Raw genomic sequence first — 14,516 nt, 5'->3', positions numbered from 1 at the left:
TTCAGCGGGAGGAGCGTCAATCGGGAATGGACCGCCGGCGTCGCCGCGGGTTCGGCCCATCTGGACGAAAAAAAGGGGTGGACGAGCCACCCCTTTCTCTACCGCATGGCAAATGCGCTCAGCGCAGGCCGGCCGCGTAGTCGGCCACCGCGCGCATTTCGGCGTCGGTCATCTTGAGCGCGATCATGCGCATCATCTGGTTGGGATCGTTGGCACGGCCACCGTCGCGGAACTTCTGCAGCTGCAGCGTGGTGTACTCGGCGAACTGGCCGGACAGGCGCGGATACTGGGCCGGCATGCCGGAGCCGGTGGGGCCGTGGCAGGCGGCACAGGCGGGCACGCCCTTGTCGGCGATGCCGGCGCGCCAGATCTTCTGGCCGAGTTCGACGGTTTCGAGGTTCTTGGTGGGCTCGGGCTGCAGGGTCTGGCTGGCGTAGTACTGGGCCACCGCAGCGATGTCCTCATCGGCCACCAGCGCAGCCATCGCGCTCATCGCCGGGTCCTGGCGGGCGCCGGACTTGAACTCGGTCAGCTGCTTCGCGAGGTACTCCTTGACCTGCCCTGCGATCTTCGGATTGGCCGAAAGCTGGCTGTTGCCGTCCGCCGCGTGACAGGCCACGCAGATGGTTTCGGCGATCTGTTTCGCCTTGGCGAGATCGGGAGCCTGCTCCTGGGCCTGGAGGCTGCCTCCGACCAGCAGCAGCGAGAGCAGCAGGGAACGCTTGATCATAGTGTCCTCGGAAAGCCGTGAGTGGTTGTCTCAAACTTGGTATTCTAATACAGGAAGCCGGTTTTGCGCGACGCAATGTGGGTTTTCCGGCCGCAAGCCCGCCCGCTTGCCCGCTCTACGACAGCCCTTCATGCCACTATTTCGCAACGCAACATTCGAGATCTCCATCGCGCAGAGCGCCGCGCTGCCTCTGGCGACCGGCGCGGAGGTCGCTTTCGCCGGCCGTTCGAACGCCGGCAAGTCCAGCGCCATCAACACGCTTGCCGGGCATACCCGGCTCGCCTACGTCTCCAAGACGCCCGGCCGGACCCAGCTGATCAACTTCTTCCGCCTCAATTGCGGCGCTGCGCTGGTGGATCTGCCGGGCTACGGCTACGCCCAGGTGCCGGAGAAGGTTCGCCGCCAGTGGCAGGGCCTGCTCGAGGACTACCTGAAGAAGCGCGAGAGCCTCATCGGCCTGGTGTTGATCATGGATTCGCGCCATCCGCTGACGCCGCTCGACCAGGCGATGATCGGCTGGTTCGCCCCGACCGGAAAACCGATCCACGTCATGCTGACCAAGAGCGACAAGCTCTCGCGCAACGAAGCCAACAAGACCTTGTTTGCCGTGCGCAAGGAACTCGCGCCGCTCGGCGAACGGGTGACCGTCCAGCTTTTCTCCAGCCTGAAGAAGACCGGTGTGGAGGAATGCGAGGCGGTGGTGGCTGGCTGGCTGGGGCTGGCGCCGCCGAGCGCGCAATAAAAACCCCCGGCCAAAGGGGAGAAATGCCGGGGGTGGAAAATGCCTTAACTGGATTAAGGCACCCGCTCAGGGAGGTGAAGCGGGAGACGGCTCAGCACCATCTGCTTGCTAAGATTGAGGCTGTCCGCGGAAGTTCCAGCCTGATTTCGTTACCGGATGTATCCCTGAATTTCGATTCCTGAAGAGAGTGAACGCGACCATGCGACCCACCGGATCCTTTCCCCTTACCCGCATGCGGCGGATGCGCCGTGACGATTTCTCCCGCCGGCTGATGCGCGAATCCGCGCTGAGCGCCGACGACCTGATCTACCCGGTGTTCGTGCTCGATGGTGCGGATCGCAGCGAGCAGGTGGCCTCGATGCCCGGCGTGGAGCGGGTCACCATCGACCGCCTGCTGCGTGTGGCCGAGCAGGCGATGGAGCTCGGCGTGCCCGCGCTGGCGCTCTTCCCGGTCATCGAGACGAGCCTCAAGAGCGCAGGGGCCGAAGAGGCCTGGAATCCGGAAGGGCTGGTGCCGCGGACGGTGCGCGCACTCAAGGACCGTTTCCCGGAACTGGGGGTGATCACCGACGTGGCGCTCGACCCCTACACCAGCCACGGTCAGGATGGCCTGATCGATCCCGAAGATCCGCGCGGCTACGTGATGAACGACGAGACGCTGGAGGCGCTGGCCCGCCAGGCGCGCAGCCATGCCGAGGCCGGGGCCGATGTGGTTGCGCCGTCCGACATGATGGATGGGCGTGTTGGCCGCATCCGCGCCGAACTGGACGCCGGCGGCCACATCCACACCCGCATCCTGGCCTACTCGGCCAAGTACGCGTCCAGCTTCTACGGCCCTTTCCGCGACGCGGTGGGTTCGGCCGGCAACCTTGGCAAGGGCAACAAGTACACCTACCAGATGGACCCGGCCAACTCGGACGAGGCGATCCGCGAGGTCGCGCTGGACATCGCCGAGGGCGCGGACATGTTCATGGTCAAGCCTGGCATGCCCTACCTGGACATCGTGCGGCGGGTGAAGGCCGAGCTCCAGGTGCCGACCTACGTCTACCAGGTCAGCGGCGAGTACGCGATGCTCAAGGCCGCCGCGGCCAACGGCTGGCTGGACGGCGAGGCCTGCATGCTGGAGAGCCTGCTCGCCTTCAAGCGCGCCGGGGCCGACGGCATCCTGACCTACTTCGCGCTGGACGCTGCCCGCAGCCTGAAGCGCGGCGCGTGAGCGCAGCTTTCCTGCGTACGCCCGGCACCGTGCCGGGCTGTGTCCTGCGCCCCTTGCAGGCTTCCGATCTGCCCGCGGTGCTGCGCCTGCAGGCTCGGGCCTATCCGCCGGCCTATCACGAGGGCGTCGAGGTCTTCGCCTCGCGCCTGGCGCTGGCGCCGGGCGGCTGCTGGTTCGCCGAGCGCGGCGGCCAGGCCGCCGGTTACGTCATCGCGCATCGCTGGGCGGAACCTCGACCGCCGGACCTGCATGCGCCGCTCGCCACCTCTGGCGTGGGTGAGCGCGACGTCGTCTTCCTGCATGACATGGCGATCTGCCCGCAGGCGCGCGGCAGCGGGTTGGCGCAGGGACTGTTCCGCAAGGTGCGGGCCTGGGCCATGCGCGAGGGCCTGGCGGAGATCGTTCTGGTGTCGCTGGCCGACGCGCGCGGCTTCTGGCAGCGGATGGGCTTCGTCGCCGATCCGGTGGCATTGCCTGCCGCCTACGGCGACGGGGCGTGCTGCATGCGCCTGGCGCTGTCAGCGAAGTAGGCCACTCATGCCGCGGCGCAGATCGAGCACCGAGGCGATCTTCAGATCCACGTAGGCGGGGCTGCGCAGGCTGCGGCTGACCCACACGGTGCGTATGCCGAGGCGGCGCGCGGTGCGCAGGTTGTCGGGCGAATCCTCGACCAGGATGCAGCGGCGCGGATTGAGCCGGTGCGCGCGCAGGACCTCGCGGTAGGCGCGGATCGCCGGCTTGGGGTGCAGCTTCATGCGCTCGATGCCGAACACGTCGGCGAAAAGCCTCCGTACGCCCATCAGCTCGAGGACCGTCTCGGCATAGCGCTGCGGACCGTTGGAGAACACGATCTTCGGCCCGGGCAGCGTGCGCAGCAGGCCGCCGAGGGCGCGGTCGAAGACCATCAGTTCGTGCAGGCGGTCGAAGCGGTGGGTCTCGTCGAGGAAGTGATGCGGATCGGTGCCGTGGTGGCGCATCAGGCCGGTGAGCGTTGCGCCGTAGCGCCGCCAGTACCCGACCCGCAGGGCGTTGGCCTCGTCGGTGCTCAGCCCCAGATGGCGCTCCAGGTAGGCGGTCATGCTGCGGTTGATGTGCGGGAAGATGTGCGGGCTGGCGTTGTGCAGCGTGTTGTCCAGGTCGAACAGCCAGACGGGGGCTTGGGTCATGCGCGGCGCTTGCTCAGAGTGGGCGGGGCTGGAAGCGGACGATCGCGCGTCCGTCCTCGGTGGTCTTGGGCGCGGCCTTCCAGGCATGCCCCTGAATGAGCTCGAAGGTGGCCGGCAGGCGGCCGTCGCGTCGCAGGGTTTCGTACCGCGAGCGGGCGGCCTCCCATCCGCCTCGCCCGCTCAGGCCGCGCGGACGGCTGCTGGCTGCGTTGCCGCAGCCCGGCAGGCGCAGGTCGGCCAGCAGGCTGTCGAAGTCGGCGTAGGTCAGGGTGAGCATCTCCATGTCCATCACCGGATCGGCGAAACCCGCCTGCACCAGCGCGTCGCCGATGTCATGCATGTCGATGAAGCGGTGCACCCGCTCGCCGGCATCTGCGGGCAGGACATCGCGCAACTCCCTCAGGGTGTCCGGCCCCAGGGTGGAGAACATCAACATGCCGCCGACTTCCAGCACGCGGTGCATCTCGCGCAGCGCGGGCAGCGGGTCGTGCAGCCAGTTCAGCATCAGGTTGGACCACACCATGGACACGCTGGTGCGCGCCAGCGGCAGTGCGGCGGCGTCGGCGCACAGCAGCGGCGTGGCATTCCGGCGGCCGAGCAGGCGCCCCAGCAGGCCGCGCGCAGCGCGCTCGCGGCCGGATGCTTCGGCCAGCATCGGTTGCGCGAAGTCGACCCCGAGCAGCCCGGCCTGCGGATAGCGTGCGGCGAGCAAGGCCAGGTCGGCACCCGGTCCGCAGCCCAGGTCGAGGATGCGGCTGGGCTCGATGCGGATGTATTCCAGCCGCTCGTCCATGCGCCGGGCGAGTTCGCGCGCGAGCACGTCCGCCCCGTCATAGCGAGCGGCGGCCGCGGCGAAGCGGCGGCGCACCAGCGCGCGGTCTAGCGCGAAATCCTGCGGGGCCGGCACGGCGCGGGTCAGATGGACTTGAGTCCGAGCCGTTCGAAGAGCTGTTCGTCGCGGTCGGCGCCCGGGTTGTCGGTGGTCAGCAGGCGGTCGCCGTAGAACATCGAGTTGGCGCCGGCGAGGAAGCACAGCGCCTGCATCTCGTCGCTCATCTGCTGGCGTCCGGCCGACAGGCGCACGTAGCTGGTGGGCATGGTGATGCGCGCCGCGGCGATGGTGCGCACGAACTCGAAGGGGTCGATGGGCTCGGCTTCGGCCATCGGCGTGCCCGGAATCGGCACCAGGTTGTTGATCGGCACCGATTCGGGCGGGGTGGGCAGGTTGGCGAGCTGGGCGATCAGCGCGGCGCGCGCACGGCGCGATTCGCCCATGCCGACGATGCCGCCGCTGCACACGTTGATGCCCGCCTTGCGCACCTCGCCCAGGGTGTCCAGGCGGTCCTGCTGGCTGTGGGTGGTGATCACCTGGCCATAGAACTCGGGCGCGGTGTCGAGGTTGTGGTTGTAGTAGTCGAGGCCGGCGTCGGCGAGCTTCTCGGCCTGACCCTCCTTGAGCATGCCCAGGGTCACGCAGGTCTGCAGGCCGAGCTTCTTGACCTCGCGCACCATCTCCAGCACCGGTTCGAGGTCATTGTCCTTGGGGCCGCGCCAGGCCGCGCCCATGCAGAAGCGCGAGGCGCCCTTGGCCTTGGCGGCACGGGCATTGTCCAGCACCTCGTCGAGCGGCAGCAGGCGCTCGCGCTCGAGGCCGGTGTCGTAGCGTGCCGACTGCGAGCAGTAGCCGCAGTCTTCCGAGCAGCCGCCGGTCTTGATGGAGAGCAGGGTGGAACGCTGGATGGCGTTGGCGTCGAAATGCGCGCGGTGGACCTGCTGGGCGCGAAACACCAGGTCCATGAAGGGCATCTCGAACAGGGCCTGCACTTCAGAGACCTGCCACAGGTGGCGGTCGGTACCGTTGGGGGAGATGGGGGCTGCGGGGCGTTCTGCGACGCCTGCGATCGAAGTCATTGTCATGAAACGGTTTCCGGGCTGTAATGCGTAATTATGGATGTTCCGACATTGGCGGAAAGCTTGTCAAACCCGACTTCCTTTCAGCGCGTGTTCCGTGTCGTCGCCGACCTGCTCGCGCCGCAGGATTGCTTCGTCTGTGGCGGCGCTTCCGGCGGCGACGCGGTGTGTCCGGCCTGCCTGGCGGAGCTGCCCCGCCAGCCCGAGCTGGCCTGCCCGGTGTGCGCGCTGCCCACTCCGGGGGGCGCAGTGTGCGGCCACTGCCTGAATGCGCCGCCGGCCTTCGACGCCACGCGGGCGCTGTTCAGCTATGCCTTCCCGGTCGACCGCATGGTGCAGGCGCTGAAGTATCATCACCGCCTCGCGCTGGCGCGCTTCTTTGCGGACGGCCTGCAGCGAATGCCGGCGTCAGGGGGCGTGGATCTGCTCTTGCCCATGCCCCTGCATGTGCAGCGCCTGCGGCGGCGAGGCTTCAACCAGGCGGTGGAAATTGCGCGCCCGCTCGCCAGGGCCTGGGGCCTGCCGCTGGAACTGGCCGCGGTTCGGCGCGAACGCGATGTCCCGGCACAGGCAGGTCTGGCCCGCGCGGCGCGCATCGCCAACCTGCGTGGCGCCTTCCGCTGCGAGCGGCCGCTGGCGGGGCTGCACGTCCTGGTGGTGGACGATGTGATGACCACCGGCGCCAGCCTCAACGAACTCGCCCGCACCCTGAAGCGCCAGGGCGCCGCGCGGGTGGAAAACCTGGTGCTTGCCCGGACTCCGTAAGCTGGGGGCGGGCAGCCCCTTTGCCTTGAGTCCGGATTGCTCATGTTCGACATCGTCCTTTTTCAGCCCGAAATTCCGCCGAACACAGGCAACGTGATTCGATTGTCGGCCAACTGCGGCGCCCGGCTGCATCTGGTGAAGCCGCTCGGCTTCGAGATCAGCGACAGGACGCTCGCGCGCGCGGGGCTGGACTATCACGACCTGGCCCATGTGAGCATCCATGAAGACTGGAGCGCCTGCCTGGCGGCACTGGCGGGCCGGCGGATCTTTGCCTTCAGCACGCGCGGGCGCCGGCGCTACGACGAGGTGCGATACCAGTCCGGGGACGTGCTGCTGTTCGGCCGCGAGACCAGCGGCCTGCCGGACGAGATCCTCGGCGCGCTGCCGCCGGCCCAGCGCCTGCGCATCCCGATGCGTCCGGCCAATCGCAGCGTCAACCTCTCGAATGCCGTGGCGGTGGCGGCGTTCGAGGCATGGCGGCAGCACGATTTCGCCGGTGCGGCCGTGCCGGACTGAGAGTGTGCGAATGAATCTACTGCGCGGGCCGATGGCGGCGTTGCGCGGTGCTCGCTACGATTGCTTCGCACATTCTGAGCGGGACAATATCGGTGGATAGACCGCCTTCACGCCTGTAGGAGCGGCCTTGGCCGCGATTGCAGCACCATTCCGTCATCGACCGAATCGCGGCCAAGGCCGCTCCTACACGGGCTTACTCGTGTTTGGGGTCGCGGGCGAGGAGCTGGTCTACCGCCTGCTCGGCGGACAGACCCTGATGCAACAGCGCGTCCACCGCCTCGCACAGTGGCATCTCGACGCCGTGGCGGGCCGCCAGGGCGGCGACCTCGCGTGCGGTGGACACCCCTTCCGCGACGTGTCCGAGCTCGCGCAGGATGTCGTCCAGCGTCTTGCCCTGGGCCAGCGCCAGGCCGACGCGGCGGTTGCGTGACAAGTCGCCGGTGCAGGTGAGGATGAGGTCGCCCATGCCGGCCAGGCCCATCAGGGTTTCCGGCCTTCCGCCCAGGGCCACCGCCAGGCGGGCGATCTCCGCCAGGCCGCGGGTGATCAGCGCGGCACGGGCGTTCAGGCCGAAGCCCATGCCGTCGGAGACCCCGGCCGCGATGGCCATGACGTTCTTGATGGCGCCGCCGATCTCGGCGCCTACCAGGTCGTTGTTCGCGTATACGCGCAGCAGGGGCTGGTGCAGGATGGGCAGCCAGCGTTCGATGAAGTCGGCGTCGCGCGATGCAAGGGTGATCGCGGTGGGCTGGCCGCGCGCCACTTCGGCGGCGAAACTCGGGCCGGTCAGCACGCCGCAGGGTGCGTCTTCGCCGAGTTCCTCGGCAACGATCTCGTGCGGCAGGCGTCCGCTACCCGCTTCCAGCCCCTTGCAGGCCCAGACCAGCGGTGTTCCGGGCTGGATCTGCTGCAAGCGGCGCACGGCTTCGCGCAGGCCCGACAGCGGCGTGACGACCAGATGCAGGTCCGCTCCGCGGGCTCCCTCCGCCAGGTCGTCGGTCAGGTTCAGCGTATCGGGCAGGGGCACGCCCGGCAGGTAGCGGCGATTCTCGCGCTCGTTGCGCATCGCGCCTACATGCACGGTGTTGCGGGCCCACAGCGTTACGGAATGCGGGCCATGGAAAGCCAGGGCCAGGGCGGTGCCCCAGGCGCCGGCTCCAAGGACGGCGATCCGCATCCGTCTACAGCCCCCACACGTCGGTGACGCGCAGGAAACCGGTGGCGCCGTCGCGGTGGCGGACGCTCACCCAGCCATTGGGGGCGCTGCCGGCCAGTTCCAGCACGACGTCCTTGACCGCCTCGAAGGCGACCGGAGCGGCTTCGTCCGGGCTGCGCCGCGCGGTGGTGCGCTCGGCACTCACCAGCACGGTGCGCTTGTCGACCAGTTGCCGCGCCTCGATCCAGCTCAGCGCGCCGCGGGGGTCGCGCACCTTGACCCACTTGTCGAGCACCACCACCACTTCGACCGGCGTGCCGGGCGCGATGATGTAGAGGCGCTTGCCCTGGGCCGACGGGGCGTCGAAGAGGATGGCCGGTTCGCTCACCGAGCGGAAGTCGATGGCCTGGGCAGTGCCGGCAAGCAGGGCGAGGGCGGCGGCCAGGGCCGCGGAACGGAAAGGCGTGCGCATCGGCGTTTACTGCACCGGCGCCTCGGCCCCGGCGCGCTGCTGTTGCTGAGCCTGGTAGAGGGCCTCGAAGTTGACCGGGGCGAGCATGACCGGCTGGAAGCCCGCACGGGTCACCGCGTCCGATACCGCCTCGCGGGCGTAGGGGAAGAGGATGTTCGGGCAGCCGATCATCAGCACCGGTTCGAGCTCGCCTTCGGGGATGTTGCGGATCTGGAAGATGCCGGCCTGCTGGACTTCGACCAGGAACACGGTCTTGTCCTCGCCCAGGGTGGCGGTGACGGTGACGGTCAGGGTCACGTCGAAGATGCCGTCATCGACGCCGTTGCCGTCGGTGCGCAGCTGCACGTTGATCTGCGGGGTCTCGCGGTCGAGGAAGATCTGCGGCGCGTTCGGCACTTCCAGCGAGAGATCCTTGACGTACAGCTTCTCGATGCTGAACACGGGTTGGGCGTTTTCGGTCATGTATCTGGTCCGGTGGGATTCTGATGGGTTGATCTGCGATTCCGCAGGGCGTCAGGCGCCGCCTTGGAGCAGCGGGTCCAGCTTGCCTTCGCGGTCGAGCGCGTAAAGGTCGTCGCAGCCGCCGACATGGTAATCGCCAATGAAGATCTGGGGAACCGTGCGGCGCCCGGTGAGCTGCATCATCTCGTCGCGGCGCTCGGGGTCGAGGTCGATGCGGATCTTCTCCACGCTGTCGATGCCCTTGCGCTTGAGCAGCGCCTCGGCGCGGACGCAGTAGGGGCACACGCCGGTGGCGTACATGCGGATGTTGGGCGGATTGCTCACTTCTTCTTCCCCTTGTCTTTGTTGCGGCCGCGGTCGACCGGCTGGCCGGCCTTCTCCCATTCGTAGAGGCCGCCGCGCAGGTTGAAGAGCTTCTCGAAACCGGACTTCTTCAGCGCGGCGATGGCACCGGCCGAACGGGCGCCGCTGGCGCAGCACAGGATGAGCGGGCGGTCGCGCAGCTTGTCGAGTTCGCCCTTGCGCCGTTCGAGATCCTTCAGCGGGATGTGGCGTGCGTTGGGGATGTGCCCCTTGTTGTATTCACCGTCCTCGCGCACGTCGATCACCACCGCGTCCTCGCGGTTGATCAGCAAGGTGGCCTCGATCGGCGAAAGCAGCGACTTGTCGGCCTTGGCACGCACCGCCTCGATCAGCAGCCAGGTGCCGCTGAATGCCGCCAGCGCGGCCCAGTGCCAGTTCTGTTGCAGGAATTCCACTTCGTGTTGCTCCGTTGAGTATGGTCAGTTGCCCGGCTTGTCGCTGCAGAACACTTCGCGCATCAGCACGATGAGCTGCAGCGTGCGCTGGTCGCCCACGCGGTAGAACACGCGATTGGCGTCCTTGCGCGTCTGCAGCACGCCCTTGTCGCGCAGGATGGCCAGATGCTGCGAGATGTTGCTCTGCGAGGTGCCGACGGCATCGACGATGTCCTGCACGCAGACCTCGGTGTCACCGAGCACGCACAGGATCTTCAGTCGCAAGGGATGGGCGATGGCCTTCAGTGCCCGGGCGGCGGTCTCGATGTGCTCGTGCCTGTCGATGAGCGTGAAGATGTCGTCTTTGTTCACGATGGTCCGCGGGAAGGCAAAGGAGCTAGTATAAAATACCGCGCCACGGATTGTTGCTTGACTGTTGGACGCCCTGCGACAGCCCGCGCTGCCCGTCGTCCTCCCTTTCCGGATACCCGAGCGTACATGCACAACACCGTTCTGCCACGCGAAGGCCAAGTTGCCCGGGCCGCCGCCAGCCACCGCCAGCCGGCGCACGGTGGCGCCAGCCCAGGTCCTGCGGCAACCGCAGGTGAGCCGTCCGCCGCCTAGGCGCTTCAGGGACGACCGCCGAACGCTCCATGCCAGCACTATCGAGTCATCGATTCCTCGCCCTTGCCGCCACGCTTCTGATCGGGCTGTTGCCGCTCGGCGAGAGTGCCGCCAATCCCGCGAGCGAGGCCGAGCAGCGGCGTGCGGATCTGGACGAGGTCAAGCAGCGCATCCGTGCCCTGCAGAAGGAAATTGCCGCAACCGAGGAGTCGCATGGCGGCGCCACCGCGGCCCTGGTCGCTGCAGAGCGCGAGGTGTCGAGGCTCAAGCGCCGCCTGCGGCAACTGGCCGGCGAGCGGCTGGAGGCCGAACGGGCGATCGCCCGCCTCGAGCGCGAACGCGCCGAGGTCCAGGCGCGTATCGACGCCCGTCAGACAGAACTGGGCGAATGGTTGCGGCGGCATTACATGTACGGCGGCGCCGACGGCGTTGCGCCCTTCCTGTCCTCGCGTGACCCCAACCAGCTCGCGCGCGACGCCCATTACCTGGAGCATCTCGGTCGCGCCCGATTGGCGCTGATCGACGTGTTGCGCGGGGATCTCCGGCACAAGGCGGAACTCGCGACCGCAGAGGCGGCGCGCCGCGACCGCCTGGCCGCCCTCGAGGCGGAACAGCAGGCGCGGCAGGGCGAGTTGCAGGCGGTGCAGGAGACACGCAAGCGCGCAGTGGCCGAGCTGGCGGCGCAGCTGAAAGGGCAGCGCAGGGAAGAGGCGAGCCTGCGCCAGGACGAGCAGCGGCTCGGCCGCCTGATCGACGCTCTGGCGCGCGCCGCACGCGCTCAGCAGCGTGCACGCGAACAGGCCGCGGCCAACGCCTCGCGCCAGCGCTCCGGCACGGTCAAGTCGCCCAGCCAGTCGGCCGAGCCGGTCGTCGGCCGGGTGCGCGAGGCGGCTGCTCCGGGCGCGACTTCGGTGGCCTTCGACAAGCTGCGCGGCAAGCTGCGTTTTCCGGTGCGCGGAGAACTGGTTGGCCGCTTCGGCGCTCCAAGGGCGGAGGGTGGCACGAGCTGGCGCGGTGTGTTCATCCGGGCGGCGGGTGGAGAAGATGTGCGTGCAGTGGCGGCGGGCGAGGTGGTGTATTCGGATTGGCTGCGCGGTTTCGGCAACCTGATCATCATCGACCACGGCAAGGGTTATCTCACCGTGTATGGCAATAATGACGCCCTGCTGCGCGAGGTGGGCGACGGGGTGGCCGGTGGCGACCCGATTGCCAGCGTGGGGAGCAGCGGGGGCGGCGAAGAATCCGGTTTATACTTTGAAATCCGCCATGAGGGCAGGCCGGTGGACCCGATGCAGTGGGTCAGGCTCGATTAGCGTGGTTGGTTAGTGGCGGTGGTCCGCCGATGGAGTTTTCATGCGTAGCAAGTTGCAGAACCTCGGGCTCATTTTCACCGGCGTGCTCGCCGGCGTCCTGATCAGTCTGAATTTTTCCGCCAATGCCGACAAGGCGACGATGGCGCCCCTGCCGGTCGAAGAGCTGCGAGCCTTTGCCGATGTGTTCAACGCCATCAAGCAGGGCTACGTCGAGCCGGTCGAGGACAAGAAGCTGATCACCCATGCGATCAGCGGCATGCTCTCGAACCTCGATCCGCATTCGGCCTACCTGGACGTCGAGGCGTTCAAGGACCTCCAGGTCGGCACGCAGGGCGAGTTCGGCGGCCTGGGTATCGAGGTCGGCATGGAAGACGGCTTCGTCAAGGTGATCTCGCCGATCGAGGACACGCCCGCGTTCCGCGCCGGCGTGCAGGCGGGCGACCTCATCGTCAAGCTGGACGATACCCCGGTCAAGGGCATGTCGCTCAACGATGCGGTCAAGCGCATGCGTGGCAAGCCGAGTACCCGCATCACCCTGACCATCATGCGCAAGGGCGAGACCGCACCCATCGTGGTCACTCTCACGCGCGAGGTCATCAAGGTGCGCAGCGTGCGCTCCAACGTCGTCGAGCCGGGTTACGGCTACGTGCGTGTCGCGCAGTTCCAGGAGAACACTGCGGCTTCGCTGGTCGAACATCTCGGCAAGCTCACCCGCGAAGGCCCGCTGAAGGGCTTGGTGCTCGACCTGCGCAACGATCCGGGCGGCCTGCTGCATGGCGCGGTCGGTGTGGCCGGCGCCTTCCTGCCGTCGGAGACTCTGGTGGTGTCCACCGACGGACGCGCCGAGGACGCCAAGCGCGAGTACCGCGTGATCCCCGAGGACTACCTGCGCGGCCGGCGTGACGACTTCCTGCGCGCGCTGCCGCCGGAGATCCGCGACGTGCCGATGGTGGTGCTGGTCAATGGCGGCTCGGCCTCCGCGTCCGAGATCGTCGCCGGCGCGCTGCAGGATCACAAGCGCGCGGTGGTCATGGGCACGCAGACCTTCGGCAAGGGCTCGGTGCAGACCATCCTGCCGCTGAATAACAACACCGCGATCAAGCTCACCACGGCGCGCTACTACACGCCGAGCGGGCGCTCCATCCAGGCCAAGGGCATCGAGCCGGACATCGTGGTCGAGGAGAGCGTCAATGGCTCCTCGCGCCGTATCCGTGAAGCCGACCTGCAGGGCCATCTGGGCAACGACCGCTCGCCCGAGGAAGCTGCACCGCCGGCCGAGCAGGGGGGCGCCGATCAGGAGGAGCCGCAGGTGCGCTTCGAGATGGGCGGAAAGGACGATTACCAGCTCAGTCAGGCGATCAGCCTTCTAAAGGGTCTGCAGATCGTCCAGAATAAAAAGTAGCGTCTGAAGTCGGGCGTCGAGGAGAGGGGGAGTGATGCGCCGCGAAACCGCCTACAAGCTGGCCGGACGGCAGCACGAGCATCCGGTCAGCGGTGCGGGCATCGACAAGGAGCGCGAACTGCGCTTCAAGGCCCTGCCGCCAGGGCAGGTCGATGCCGCGTATCGCTCCTTGCGTGTGCTCAAGGGCCTGCAGGTCGAACGCCGGGCCAGTCCGCTGGCGCTGACGGTGCGCTACTCGGTGCTGGAGTACTCGATGGAGTCCATCGAGAACGCGCTGCGCGAGGCCGGCTTCGCGCTCGACAACACGCTCTACATGAAGCTGGTGCGCGCCTTGGTGTATTTCTGCGAGGAAACGCAGCGCCACAACCTCGAATCGCCCGAGCGCCTGATCAAGAAGTCGAACGAGGTCTACATCCAGGCCTGGGATCACCACCCGCACGGCGATCACGACGACACGCCCCCCGAACTGCGCGAGTACAAGTAAGCGCTCATGACGCTGCCCGACGGGCGTCCTGCCGGCTGCGCAAAGCCACTGCTCCCATGAACGACGATCAACTGCTGCGTTACAGCCGCCACATCCTGCTGCCCGAGATCGATGTCGAGGGGCAGGAGGCCATCCTCGGCGCCCGGGTCCTGGTCGTCGGCGCGGGCGGCTTGGGCTCGCCCGCCGCCATGTATTTGGCCGCGGCCGGTGTCGGCACCCTGGTGCTGGCCGATGGCGACACCGTCGATCTCACCAACCTGCAACGCCAGATCCTGCACAGCGAGCAGGGCGTCGGCATGAGCAAGGTCGAGTCCGGCCGGCAGACGGTACATAGGCTCAATCCCCTGGTGCGCGTCGAGACCCTGGCCGTGCGTCTCGAAGGCGAGGCCCTGGACGAGCAGGTGGCGGCGGCCGACGTGGTGCTCGACTGCTGTGACAACTTCGCCACCCGGCATGCGGTCAACCGCGCCTGCGTGCGCCATCGCCGGCCGCTGGTGTCCGGCGCTGCGATCCGCTTCGATGGTCAGGTATCGGTTTTCGATCTGCGGCGCGAGGGCGGCCCCTGCTACAACTGCCTGTTCCCGGAGGGGCTGGAGGTCGAGGAAGTGCGCTGCGCGGTGATGGGCGTGTTCGCGCCCATCGTCGGCATGATCGGCACGACCCAGGCGGCCGAGGCGCTGAAACTGATCATCGGCTGCGGCACCTCGCTCGACGGCCGCCTGCTGCTGCTCGACGGGCTGGCCATGGAGTGGCGCAGTGTCAGCCTGGCGCGCGACCCGGCCTGCACGGTTTGCGGGACGGAGCGCCCAACGGCCTGAGC

At 67.9% G+C, this 14,516-nt stretch carries 19 protein-coding genes; 9 read left to right on the top strand and 10 right to left on the bottom strand.

Annotated elements, in window-relative coordinates; all coding sequences use genetic code 11:
- Positions 1-118: 118 nt before the first annotated feature.
- Positions 119-730, bottom strand: coding sequence for a c-type cytochrome (locus IAI53_RS17905; protein WP_187719590.1), 612 nt, complete (start codon positions 728-730; stop codon positions 119-121).
- A 130-nt stretch (positions 731-860) separates the two neighbouring features.
- Here IAI53_RS17905 and yihA point away from each other — a divergent pair, with 130 nt between their 5' ends.
- The 3 genes from yihA (at position 861) to IAI53_RS17890 (ending at position 3,218) form a co-directional block, all read left to right on the top strand.
- Positions 861-1,472, top strand: coding sequence for a ribosome biogenesis GTP-binding protein YihA/YsxC (gene yihA, locus IAI53_RS17900; protein ID WP_187719589.1), 612 nt, complete (start codon positions 861-863; stop codon positions 1,470-1,472).
- A gap of 199 nt (positions 1,473-1,671) precedes the next feature.
- Positions 1,672-2,688 (top strand): porphobilinogen synthase, encoded by a 1,017-nt coding sequence (gene hemB / locus IAI53_RS17895; protein ID WP_187719588.1) that lies wholly within the window; start codon positions 1,672-1,674, stop codon positions 2,686-2,688.
- Positions 2,685-3,218: a GNAT family N-acetyltransferase gene (locus IAI53_RS17890; RefSeq protein WP_349771949.1), complete on the top strand. Its 534-nt coding sequence runs from the start codon at positions 2,685-2,687 to the stop codon at positions 3,216-3,218. Before hemB ends, IAI53_RS17890 begins: the two co-directional genes overlap by 4 nt.
- On the opposite strand, the gene IAI53_RS17885 is transcribed toward IAI53_RS17890, so the two are convergent.
- Genes IAI53_RS17885 through bioB form a run of 3 tightly spaced genes read right to left on the bottom strand, consistent with a single transcriptional unit; the run spans position 3,207 to position 5,771 of the window.
- Positions 3,207-3,854, bottom strand: coding sequence for a pyrimidine 5'-nucleotidase (locus IAI53_RS17885; protein ID WP_187719587.1), 648 nt, complete (start codon positions 3,852-3,854; stop codon positions 3,207-3,209). The two genes, IAI53_RS17890 and IAI53_RS17885, sit on opposite strands and share 12 nt — an antisense overlap.
- Positions 3,855-3,867: 13 nt before the next feature.
- Positions 3,868-4,761, bottom strand: a complete 894-nt coding sequence (locus tag IAI53_RS17880; protein ID WP_187719586.1) for a methyltransferase domain-containing protein — start codon at positions 4,759-4,761, stop codon at positions 3,868-3,870.
- 8 nt (positions 4,762-4,769) lie between these two features.
- Positions 4,770-5,771: a biotin synthase BioB gene (gene bioB / locus IAI53_RS17875; RefSeq protein WP_432813934.1), complete on the bottom strand. Its 1,002-nt coding sequence runs from the start codon at positions 5,769-5,771 to the stop codon at positions 4,770-4,772.
- A 57-nt stretch (positions 5,772-5,828) separates the two neighbouring features.
- Here bioB and IAI53_RS17870 point away from each other — a divergent pair, with 57 nt between their 5' ends.
- Both IAI53_RS17870 and IAI53_RS17865 read left to right on the top strand, forming a co-directional pair.
- Positions 5,829-6,530: a ComF family protein gene (locus IAI53_RS17870; protein WP_225433403.1), complete on the top strand. Its 702-nt coding sequence runs from the start codon at positions 5,829-5,831 to the stop codon at positions 6,528-6,530.
- Between the two features lie 42 nt (positions 6,531-6,572).
- Complete coding sequence (locus tag IAI53_RS17865; protein ID WP_187719584.1) at positions 6,573-7,046, top strand: tRNA (cytidine(34)-2'-O)-methyltransferase; 474 nt, start codon at positions 6,573-6,575, stop codon at positions 7,044-7,046.
- Between the two features lie 193 nt (positions 7,047-7,239).
- Here the strand turns inward: IAI53_RS17865 and IAI53_RS17860 are convergent, their stop codons facing one another.
- Genes IAI53_RS17860 through IAI53_RS17835 form a run of 6 tightly spaced genes read right to left on the bottom strand, consistent with a single transcriptional unit; the run spans position 7,240 to position 10,245 of the window.
- The gene (locus IAI53_RS17860) at positions 7,240-8,223 is read right to left on the bottom strand and encodes an NAD(P)H-dependent glycerol-3-phosphate dehydrogenase (protein WP_187719583.1); all 984 of its coding nucleotides are present in this window, start codon (positions 8,221-8,223) and stop codon (positions 7,240-7,242) included.
- 4 nt (positions 8,224-8,227) lie between these two features.
- Positions 8,228-8,674: an SH3 domain-containing protein gene (locus tag IAI53_RS17855; protein WP_187719582.1), complete on the bottom strand. Its 447-nt coding sequence runs from the start codon at positions 8,672-8,674 to the stop codon at positions 8,228-8,230.
- Positions 8,675-8,680: 6 nt separating this feature from the next.
- Entirely contained in the window at positions 8,681-9,136 is a 456-nt protein-coding gene (gene secB / locus IAI53_RS17850) for a protein-export chaperone SecB (protein ID WP_187719581.1), read from the bottom strand.
- Positions 9,137-9,187: 51 nt separating this feature from the next.
- A complete protein-coding gene (gene grxC / locus IAI53_RS17845; RefSeq protein ID WP_187719688.1) occupies positions 9,188-9,436 on the bottom strand; it encodes a glutaredoxin 3 in 249 nt (82 codons plus the stop codon).
- A 20-nt stretch (positions 9,437-9,456) separates the two neighbouring features.
- Positions 9,457-9,894, bottom strand: coding sequence for a rhodanese-like domain-containing protein (locus IAI53_RS17840; protein ID WP_187719580.1), 438 nt, complete (start codon positions 9,892-9,894; stop codon positions 9,457-9,459).
- A 24-nt stretch (positions 9,895-9,918) separates the two neighbouring features.
- A complete protein-coding gene (locus tag IAI53_RS17835) occupies positions 9,919-10,245 on the bottom strand; it encodes an ArsR/SmtB family transcription factor (protein WP_187719579.1) in 327 nt (108 codons plus the stop codon).
- 281 nt (positions 10,246-10,526) lie between these two features.
- Between IAI53_RS17835 and IAI53_RS17830 the strand changes: the two genes are divergently transcribed.
- From IAI53_RS17830 to IAI53_RS17815, 4 genes are read left to right on the top strand one after another with little or no spacing between them, the layout of a single operon-like run.
- Entirely contained in the window at positions 10,527-11,810 is a 1,284-nt protein-coding gene (locus tag IAI53_RS17830) for a murein hydrolase activator EnvC family protein (protein WP_187719578.1), read from the top strand.
- Between the two features lie 40 nt (positions 11,811-11,850).
- Positions 11,851-13,212, top strand: coding sequence for a S41 family peptidase (locus IAI53_RS17825; protein ID WP_187719577.1), 1,362 nt, complete (start codon positions 11,851-11,853; stop codon positions 13,210-13,212).
- A 34-nt stretch (positions 13,213-13,246) separates the two neighbouring features.
- Positions 13,247-13,696, top strand: coding sequence for a hypothetical protein (locus IAI53_RS17820; RefSeq protein WP_187719576.1), 450 nt, complete (start codon positions 13,247-13,249; stop codon positions 13,694-13,696).
- Between the two features lie 56 nt (positions 13,697-13,752).
- Positions 13,753-14,514, top strand: coding sequence for a HesA/MoeB/ThiF family protein (locus IAI53_RS17815; RefSeq protein ID WP_187719575.1), 762 nt, complete (start codon positions 13,753-13,755; stop codon positions 14,512-14,514).
- Positions 14,515-14,516: the final 2 nt, after the last annotated feature.

The organism is Thauera sedimentorum (assembly GCF_014489115.1).
Taxonomy (GTDB): Bacteria; Pseudomonadota; Gammaproteobacteria; order Burkholderiales; family Rhodocyclaceae; genus Pseudothauera; species Pseudothauera sedimentorum.
The sequence above is the reverse complement of the archived record's forward strand: the minus strand, read 5'-3'. Positions and strand labels throughout refer to the sequence as shown.

Bases quoted from the DNA above. Each gene is read 5' to 3' on its own strand.
- grxC (WP_187719688.1), bottom strand. From the start codon at position 9,436: ATGTACGCCACCGGCGTGTGCCCCTACTGCGTCCGCGCCGAGGCGCTG.
- IAI53_RS17905 (WP_187719590.1), bottom strand. From the start codon at position 730: ATGATCAAGCGTTCCCTGCTGCTCTCGCTGCTGCTGGTCGGAGGCAGC.
- hemB (WP_187719588.1), top strand. From the start codon at position 1,672: ATGCGACCCACCGGATCCTTTCCCCTTACCCGCATGCGGCGGATGCGC.
- IAI53_RS17855 (WP_187719582.1), bottom strand. From the start codon at position 8,674: ATGCGCACGCCTTTCCGTTCCGCGGCCCTGGCCGCCGCCCTCGCCCTG.
- IAI53_RS17830 (WP_187719578.1), top strand. From the start codon at position 10,527: ATGCCAGCACTATCGAGTCATCGATTCCTCGCCCTTGCCGCCACGCTT.
- IAI53_RS17860 (WP_187719583.1), bottom strand. From the start codon at position 8,223: ATGCGGATCGCCGTCCTTGGAGCCGGCGCCTGGGGCACCGCCCTGGCC.
- IAI53_RS17820 (WP_187719576.1), top strand. From the start codon at position 13,247: ATGCGCCGCGAAACCGCCTACAAGCTGGCCGGACGGCAGCACGAGCAT.
- IAI53_RS17865 (WP_187719584.1), top strand. From the start codon at position 6,573: ATGTTCGACATCGTCCTTTTTCAGCCCGAAATTCCGCCGAACACAGGC.
- yihA (WP_187719589.1), top strand. From the start codon at position 861: ATGCCACTATTTCGCAACGCAACATTCGAGATCTCCATCGCGCAGAGC.
- IAI53_RS17885 (WP_187719587.1), bottom strand. From the start codon at position 3,854: ATGACCCAAGCCCCCGTCTGGCTGTTCGACCTGGACAACACGCTGCAC.
- IAI53_RS17825 (WP_187719577.1), top strand. From the start codon at position 11,851: ATGCGTAGCAAGTTGCAGAACCTCGGGCTCATTTTCACCGGCGTGCTC.
- bioB (WP_432813934.1), bottom strand. From the start codon at position 5,771: ATGACAATGACTTCGATCGCAGGCGTCGCAGAACGCCCCGCAGCCCCC.
- IAI53_RS17815 (WP_187719575.1), top strand. From the start codon at position 13,753: ATGAACGACGATCAACTGCTGCGTTACAGCCGCCACATCCTGCTGCCC.
- secB (WP_187719581.1), bottom strand. From the start codon at position 9,136: ATGACCGAAAACGCCCAACCCGTGTTCAGCATCGAGAAGCTGTACGTC.